1 protein-coding gene is annotated in these 920 nt (G+C 37.0%); it reads right to left on the bottom strand.

From position 1 onward, the window contains the following. The coding region (locus BAU27_RS29380) for a metallophosphoesterase (RefSeq protein ID WP_175546580.1) at positions 1–873 on the bottom strand (873 nt) is incomplete at its 3' end. Positions 874–920: the final 47 nt, after the last annotated feature.

Here is a 920-nt window from a genome sequence, read left to right as displayed (position 1 = left end):
ATCAGCAAAAGCCATTCCATAAGAATTTGCTTGTACGACAAGTTTATTATTAACAGTTCCATTTACATAGGTGTGGCTATGCCCCCCAAAAATAACATCGACTTCTGGATCACTCTCATTTGCTAGTCGGACGAGATCACCATTTGTTACACCGTTCTCATCTGTTGTACCTCCGTTATGCGCAAGAACAACGATAGATTTAACGCCTAGTTCTTTCAATTGCTTTACGGATTTGTTAATGGCTTCAACTTCATCTGTAATTTCTACATTCTTTAGCATAGTAGGCATAACAAGGTTAGGAACATCTGTTGTTACGACTCCGATAAAGCCAACAGGAACTCCTTGTACCTTTTTGATAGTAAATGGTGGTAAAAATAGACGACCGGTGGATTTATTATAGAAATTTGCGGCAACATATGGGAATTTTGCTCCTTTAAAATTCCCTGTTTTTTCATGGTATCCACCATAAATAAGGCGGTGCATTTCTTCAATGCCTTCATCAAATTCATGATTTCCTATGGTTCCAACATCAAATTTTAAATCATTTAGAAATTCAATCGTAGGTTCGTCTTGTAATAATGCTGAAACAGGAGGACTTGCTCCAACAACATCGCCAGCATGAACCTTTAATGTATTCGGATTTTGTTTTTCACGATCACGTAAATAAGCCGCTAAGTACTCGATTCCCCCTGCATCTTTATTGTTAATTTTCTTTACAGTGTCTAGTTGCCCATGAAAATCGTTAATACCGAGCATTTGTACATCTATGTAGCGGTTTGGTTCTGTAGTTGCTTGAGCTGGAGGCGCAGCAAATACACTTGAAAAAGTAACTGTACTTAATGCTAAAGCAACTGGAATGATTTTTTTTAACATAAAAACTTCTCTCCCCTTATTAAAATCTGACATCATACGATATAATT

It is taken from the genome of Bacillus sp. NH11B, from assembly GCF_001884205.1.
GTDB classification, from domain to species: domain Bacteria; phylum Bacillota; class Bacilli; order Bacillales; family Bacillaceae_G; genus Bacillus_A; species Bacillus_A proteolyticus.
This window is presented reverse-complemented; position numbering and strand designations above follow the sequence as displayed.